The organism is Streptomyces sp. NPDC031474 (assembly GCF_055581185.1).
In genome coordinates this window covers 183,704-190,111 of record NZ_JBVIJX010000021.1, presented here as the reverse complement: position 1 = coordinate 190,111, position 6,408 = coordinate 183,704, and the positions used below count along the sequence as shown (strand labels likewise).

7 protein-coding genes are annotated in these 6,408 nt (G+C 73.5%); 2 read left to right on the top strand and 5 right to left on the bottom strand.

Translation table 11 applies throughout. The features are described from left to right. The first annotated feature begins 168 nt into the window (after positions 1-168). Positions 169-420 carry a hypothetical protein gene (locus tag ACZ5SK_RS38180; protein ID WP_334578979.1) on the top strand — a complete coding sequence of 84 codons (252 nt, stop codon included), beginning with the start codon at positions 169-171 and terminating at the stop codon, positions 418-420. On the opposite strand, the gene ACZ5SK_RS38175 is transcribed toward ACZ5SK_RS38180, so the two are convergent. Both ACZ5SK_RS38175 and ACZ5SK_RS38170 read right to left on the bottom strand, forming a co-directional pair. After that, the gene (locus ACZ5SK_RS38175; protein WP_334578978.1) at positions 417-1,046 is read right to left on the bottom strand and encodes an HAD family hydrolase; all 630 of its coding nucleotides are present in this window, start codon (positions 1,044-1,046) and stop codon (positions 417-419) included. The two genes, ACZ5SK_RS38180 and ACZ5SK_RS38175, sit on opposite strands and share 4 nt — an antisense overlap. Before the next feature lie 78 nt (positions 1,047-1,124). After that, entirely contained in the window at positions 1,125-2,141 is a 1,017-nt protein-coding gene (locus tag ACZ5SK_RS38170) for a hypothetical protein (RefSeq protein ID WP_468158167.1), read from the bottom strand. A gap of 96 nt (positions 2,142-2,237) precedes the next feature. Here ACZ5SK_RS38170 and ACZ5SK_RS38165 point away from each other — a divergent pair, with 96 nt between their 5' ends. Then, positions 2,238-4,886: a helicase C-terminal domain-containing protein gene (locus ACZ5SK_RS38165; RefSeq protein ID WP_334578976.1), complete on the top strand. Its 2,649-nt coding sequence runs from the start codon at positions 2,238-2,240 to the stop codon at positions 4,884-4,886. A gap of 19 nt (positions 4,887-4,905) precedes the next feature. Here the strand turns inward: ACZ5SK_RS38165 and ACZ5SK_RS38160 are convergent, their stop codons facing one another. The 3 genes from ACZ5SK_RS38160 to ACZ5SK_RS38150 all read right to left on the bottom strand — a co-directional run bounded on the left by ACZ5SK_RS38160 (position 4,906) and on the right by ACZ5SK_RS38150 (position 6,351). After that, positions 4,906-5,460: a hypothetical protein gene (locus tag ACZ5SK_RS38160; protein WP_334578975.1), complete on the bottom strand. Its 555-nt coding sequence runs from the start codon at positions 5,458-5,460 to the stop codon at positions 4,906-4,908. A gap of 169 nt (positions 5,461-5,629) precedes the next feature. Next, positions 5,630-5,953, bottom strand: coding sequence for a hypothetical protein (locus ACZ5SK_RS38155; RefSeq protein ID WP_334578974.1), 324 nt, complete (start codon positions 5,951-5,953; stop codon positions 5,630-5,632). Positions 5,954-5,982: 29 nt separating this feature from the next. Continuing rightward, complete coding sequence (locus tag ACZ5SK_RS38150) at positions 5,983-6,351, bottom strand: VOC family protein (protein ID WP_334578973.1); 369 nt, start codon at positions 6,349-6,351, stop codon at positions 5,983-5,985. Positions 6,352-6,408 lie beyond the last annotated feature (57 nt).

The window sequence follows — 6,408 nt, the reverse complement described above, 5'->3', positions numbered from 1 at the left end:
TGCCACGGATACGATCTAGACACTCGCATCCTCGCAGGTCAACGGCACCTTTCTGCTATCGGGACGTCAGCCCGCCCAATTCCGCTGAATACCCAAGGCTAATGGTCTTGCGTCCGGTGACAAGACGTCCCCCGGTTGTTCCTCAGGGCTGGGAACTACCCTGGTCCGGTGCGTGACAAAACCCAAACGAATTCCGCCGCTCCCGGTGACCGACTGATCCGTGCCGGCGCCATCGTGTTCTTCGTCGGCGCCGTGGCCACACTCGTCACGGTCGTCCCGCTGTTCCTCGGCACGACGCCTTTTCCGACATACATGTTCGGATTGAGCATGCTCATGGGCGTCGGCTTCCTGATCGCCGCCGCGGGCGTTCTCCAGTCGGTCGCGGCCGGCCGCCGTCAGGCGCGGGGCACGGGGCGTTAGGGCCTGTCCTGGTCGCCCAGGTGGGCGGAGAGCCAGGCGGGGAATTCGGTCAGGTCGGTGAGCACGACATCCGCACCGGCCGCCCGCAGTTCCTCCGCGCCGATCGGGCCGGTCGGCACGGCGACCGAGAGCGCCCCGGCGGCGTGCGCGCCGCGGACGTCGCCCACGTGGTCGCCGACATAGACGCGTGCGCCGTGCTCGCGCAGCGCCACCGCCTTCCGCTCGGCCCACAGGTCGCCGATCACCGCGTCGGGGCCCAGCCGCAGATACTCCACCTGCAGCTTCGCGTTGGGCTGGTGCTTGGCGGTGACGACGATCGCCCGCCCGCCGGCCGCCTGCACGGCCGCGATCGCCTCCCGGGCGCCGGGCAGCGCGGTCGCTCCGGTGACCCCGTGCTCGGGGTACAGCGAGCGGTAGACGTCGGCGACGGCCGCCACCTGCTCCGCCGGGTACCAGTGGGCCAGCTCCGTCTCCGGCGGCGGACCGAGCCGGGTGACCACGAGATCGGCGTCGATGTACGTGCCCGTCCGCTCGGCGAGTGCCAGGTAGGTGGCGCGGATGCCGGGCCGGGAGTCGATCAGGGTCATGTCGAGGTCGAAGCCGACGGTGAGCACGGGTGAGGTCATGCGGCCATTCTGCCCAGGGGCCTCAACCGTCCTGTTCTCGGTTCCTACTTCTGTTCGGTTCCTACTTCTGTTTCGTTCCTACTTCTGTTTCTGCGAGCGCCAGACCAGGAACAGCGCCGAGGCCACGGCCGCGCCCCGGATCACCCAGGGCCAGGTCTGGGCGATGGCGTCGTTCATCTGTCCCTCGGCGATGGGCTCGCCCCAGCGCCCGTCGGACCGCCCCCACAGCCAGACCACACCGGCGGTGACCGAGAGCCCCGGCAGCCAGATGACCGCCAGCTTCGTCTCCCGCTCGGTCAGTCGCCGCGAGGCATAGGCGATGGCCCAGCCCAGGATCAGCGCGAACCAGTTGCCGAGCACCGCGCCGGCGACGAGAGACGCGGCGGCGAGGAGGAGCAGCGGGTTGCTCCAGCGACGTCCCTGCGCATCGGAGGAGGAGGCCCGGCGCAGCCGGATCCGACGGCGCCGGCGGGGGCCGGCGCCCTCGTCCTCCGCCGCCTCCGCCGTCTCCGCTTCCTCGCCTGCGACGAGGATCTCGTCGTCGGCATCGTCCTCGTACTCGTCCTCGTCGGCCTTGGGTCTCGGCGGCTTGAGCAGGTCGGGGATCTCCACGCCGCCGACGAAGCCCGGCACCTCGTCGCTGAGGCCGAGCGGGGTGGGCTCGTCCAGCCACCAGTCGGGCGTCTCCCGGCTGTCCTTCAGCGGCGGGGGCGGGACGTCGGCGGGTGCGGCGGGCGGCGGCGAGCCGGGCCGGGGGCGTGGCACGCCCCGCCGGATCCCCTTCGGCCGCCCCGGCCGCTCCGGCCGCTCCTCGCGGTCCCGTTGGACGGGCACGGAGGGCGTCGGGGTCTGCGGAGCGCCGGCTCCGCCGTCTGCCGCGGCGGCGACGAGGTCGTCGGGGCTGCCGAGGCGGTCGATGATGCGGCGGACGGCGGCGGGCGAGTCGACGGTGGCCTTCGCCCGGCGCCGGTCGATCTCGTTGCGCAGCTCGGAGACGAGCCGCATCCGGGTGGCCGACGACAACTGCCGCTGCTGTGCGACGTCCCCGACCCGGCTCAGATACTCGTAGACGACTTGGTCGCTCTCGATCCCCACGGGAAGAAGCTACCGCTTCTGTTCACCGGCGCCGGGCCGGAGCGGGGGTCCGCGGGCGCAGCCCCCCGGGGGACGGCAACCGCTACCGTGGGCAAGATGAGCACCGAGGACCAGCCGGCCCCCCGCTCCCTGGCGGCAGCGCTCCGCGCCCGGGACGACGCTTCCCTGGCCGCGCTCCTGCGCGCCCGACCCGACCTCATCACCCCGGTCCCCACCGACCTCACCCAGCTCGCCACCCGGGCCGGCACCCGGGCCTCGGTCGTGCGCGCGCTGGAGCGGCTCGACCGGTTCGCTCTGCAGAGCGCGGAGGCGCTGGCCGTGGCCGACGACCCGGCGTCGTACGAGGAGCTGCTCGGGCTGATGGCGGGGGACGCCCGCGACCCGGTCGTCGCCGACGCGCTTCCCGGCGCCCTGGCGGCGCTGCGCGAGCAGGCCCTGGTGTGGGGGGCCGACGATCGCCTCCACCTCGTGCGCACCGCCCGTGAGCTCCTCGCGCCGTCCCCGCAGCACCCGTCGCCGACGGGGCTCGGGCCGAGTGTGCGGGAGGCCACGGCGGGCATGTCGCCGGGCCGGATCCAGGAGATCGTGGCGGCGGCCGGGCTGCCGTCCACGCATGACTCGGTGTCCGCGGTCGCCGCGCTCACCGCCCTCTTCGGGCATCGCAGGAAGATGGCGGCGCTGCTCGCCGAGGCGCCCGCCGGCTCCCTCGAGGTGCTGGAGCGGTTGGTGTGGGGGCCGCCGTACGGGCAGGTCACGCATGATCCGGCGGTACGGCTGCGCTGGCTGCTGGACCGGGGGCTGCTGCTGCCGACGGCGCCCGGCACGGTCGTCCTGCCTCGTGAGGTCGCCCTGCATCTGCGCGGCGGGCGGGCTCATCGCGTGCCGGAACCGGTGCCGCCGGTCGTGGAGGCGGGTGCGGTGCATCCTCCACAGGTTGTGGACGCGACGGCGGCCGGGCAGGCGTACACGGCGCTCGCGACGGTCGAGGAGTTGTTGAAGGACTGGGACGAGGGCGGTCCCGCGGTGCTGCGGGCCGGCGGGCTGAGCGTGCGCGACCTCAAGCGGACGGCGGTCGCGCTGGACGTGTCCGAGCCGGTGGCCGCGTTCTGGGTGGAGCTGGCGTATGCGGCCGGACTGCTCGCCTCCGACGGCGAGGCGGACGAGCGGTATGCGGCGACGCCGGAGTACGACGAGTGGCTGGAGCGGCCGCCCGCCGAGCGGTGGGCGCAGCTGGCGCAGGCGTGGCTGGCGGCGACCCGGACCTCCGGGGTGGTCGGCGGCCGGGATCTCAAGGAGCGGGCGCTGTCGGCGCTGGGGCCGGGTCTGGACCGGTCGGCCGCGCCCGAGGTGCGTCACCGGGTGCTGGCGCTGCTGGCGGCACTGCCCGAGGGCACCACGCCCGACGCGGGGACGCTGCTGGCCCGCCTGCGCTGGGAACGCCCCCTGCGCGGCCCGCAGGGTCAACAGGGTTCTCAGGGCCCGCAGAGTTCTCAGGGTTCTCGGGCCGGTGACGAGGACCTGCGCTCCCGGCTCGCCCGCTGGACCCTGACGGAGGCCGAGATGCTGGGCGTGACCGGGCGGGGCGCGCTGTCGGCGCACGGTCGGACCCTGCTGGGCGCACAGGCCGCGACGAAGCCGTCCGCCACCGCTCATGACCGTTCTCCTGACCACCCTCATGACGGCACGCACGAGGCTGCGGCCGCCGGTCCCGGGGACAAGCTGCCCGCCCACCATCGCCACCCGGCCGCCCACGCCCAGGCCCCCCTCTCGCCGCCCGAGCAGGCCGTCGCGGCCGCGTCCGCCGCCCGGCTGCTGGCCCCGCTGCTCCCCGAGCCCCTGGATCACGTCCTGCTCCAGGCGGATCTGACCGCGGTCGCACCCGGCCCGCTGCGGCGGCCGCTCGCGGCCGTGCTGAACGTGCTCGCGGATGTCGAGTCCAAGGGCGGCGCGACCGTCTACCGCTTCACGCCCGGCTCCGTGCGCCGCGCCCTGGACGCCGGCCGCAGCGCCTCCGACCTGCACGCTTTCCTCGCCGAGCATGCGCGTACGCCGGTGCCGCAGCCGTTGGCGTACCTGATCGACGATGTGGCGCGCCGGCACGGCCATCTGCGGGTGGGCGCGGCTTCGGCGTATGTGCGCTGCGACGACGACGCCATGCTGAACGAGATCCTCGCCGACAAGCGTGCCGCCGCCCTGCGGCTGCGCAGGCTGGCTCCCACGGTGCTGGCGGCGCAGGCCGACCCGGCGACCCTCCTCGACGGGCTGCGCGCGATGGGTTTCGCGCCGGCCGCGGAGTCCGCCGAGGGCGACGTCCTGATCACCCGCGCGCACGCCCGTCGCACTCCGCCCCGCACGGCTCCCGAGCCGGTGCCGGACGGGCCGCCGGTTCCCGACGCCACGCTGCTCACGGCGGCGATCCGCGCGATCCGGGCCGGCGACCTGGCGGCCACGGCTCCGCGCAAGCCGACGGAGACGCAGGACGCCGTCCCGCTCGCCCCCGGCGAACTCCCCCGCACCGGTTCCGCCGAGACCCTCGCCACCATGCAGGCCGCCGTCCTCACCGGCGAGGCCCTGTGGATCGGCTACGTCAACGCCGAGGGCACCGCCAGCCAGCGCGTCATCGCCCCGGTCCGGGTGGAGGGCGGCTTCGTGACGGCGTACGACCACACGGCGGACGAGGTCCGCACCTATCCGCTGCACCGGATCACGGGCGTGGCGGAGCTGGCGGACGACCAGAGCGTGTGAAGGCCGACTCCTGCGGTGTTCAGCACTCCCCGACGGAGGCGTCCGCGGGCAGGCCGAAGTGGGTACGGGCCTCGGTCTCCAGGGCGGCGGAGGACATCGGCTCCCGGAGCGAGGGCCTGACGTAGACGCCGAAGTGGGCGTGCGTCCACCGTCCGTACCCCGCGCCGTCCGGCGGCTCCTCCCGGGAGACGACCCGGTAGCCGCCGTCGGCCGAGCCGTCCCGCTGGAGCCGCACCACTTGCGGGTGCTGTCCGGCGCCGCACGCCACGAGGCTGCCGTCCTGGACGCCGTACTCGATGCACAGGGTGTTGACGCCCGCGCGGACGTCGCCCGCGTGCTGCTCCAGTTCGAGCGGCTCGGCCCGGCAGAACCAGCGGGCGTCGAGCGCGGGCAGCGTCGCGCCGAAGCCGCTGTGCCCTGACTCCGCCACGATCCGGGCCTCGATCACCGGCCGCACCTCGGCCCACAGCCCCTCGTCGACGTCCGCCGGCCACAGCACCCAGCTGCCCGTGGCGGCCAGTACCGCCGCGGCGCCCGCGCCGACCGCCCCCCTGCGGAACGACAGGACCGACATCCCGTGAACTCCTCACCGCATCGCGCCGACCGCGCTGCTCCCCTGGTCAGACACCCGACCGGGGTGCAGGGTTGCGCGGGGTCAGCGGGGGGTCGGCGCGGGGTCAGCGCGGGGTGCGGTGGCTTGAAAGTCTCCGGAAGACGCCGGCATTGTCAGCTGAGCGCTGCCCTCAGCTCGCGTTCTTCTCGATTGCTTCGAAGATGTCCGCGTCCGTCTCCTGCTGCCATGACGGGAGGTCGGGCCAGTCGGCCACGTATCCCGGCTTCGGGTCCTCGAAGTGCTTGAACATCTGGGCCGTCCAACACGTCGCGACGAAGCGGCTCTTCTGCTCGCGGGACAGCCGTGCCGTGGTGCCGCCGCTGATCTCGACGAAGTGACGGACCTGCTCGTAGACGGAACCCGCCGCCTCGCGCTCCCACTGCGGGGTGTCATCCCACGGCGTCACGTACCCGGCCCCGTAGGGATCAGGCCAGTTCGATGGCTTCCCTGCCATACGCCGCAACCTGTTCGATGTCCTGGTTGTCAGGTGCGGTCGTGGAGCGTGACCTGGTAGCCGTCGGGGTCGGCGAAGGTGAAGGTCCGGCCGAAGGGGCCGTCGATCGGTGCGGAGACGATGGTGTGGCCGTCGGCGACGAGAGCGTCGTGGATGGCCTGGACGTCGGTGGCGTGGAGCCAGATCGCGGCACCGATGCCGGGCTGGGCAACAGATGCGAGGTCGGTACCGGGAACGACGTCGCGCAGTGCGAAGGCGATCGGCTTCGTCTCGAAGACGACGGCGTGCGGAGGTCCGGCCGGCGAACGGACGAGGCCGAGGTACTGCTCGTAGAACGCCCGAGAAGCGTCGAGGTCGCGCGCCTGGAGCGAGATGAAGTCGGGGCCGGTGGCGGGCATGATGATGCTCCTTCTCTTCGTGTCAGATTCCTGACACGGACCAAGGTATGTCAGAAT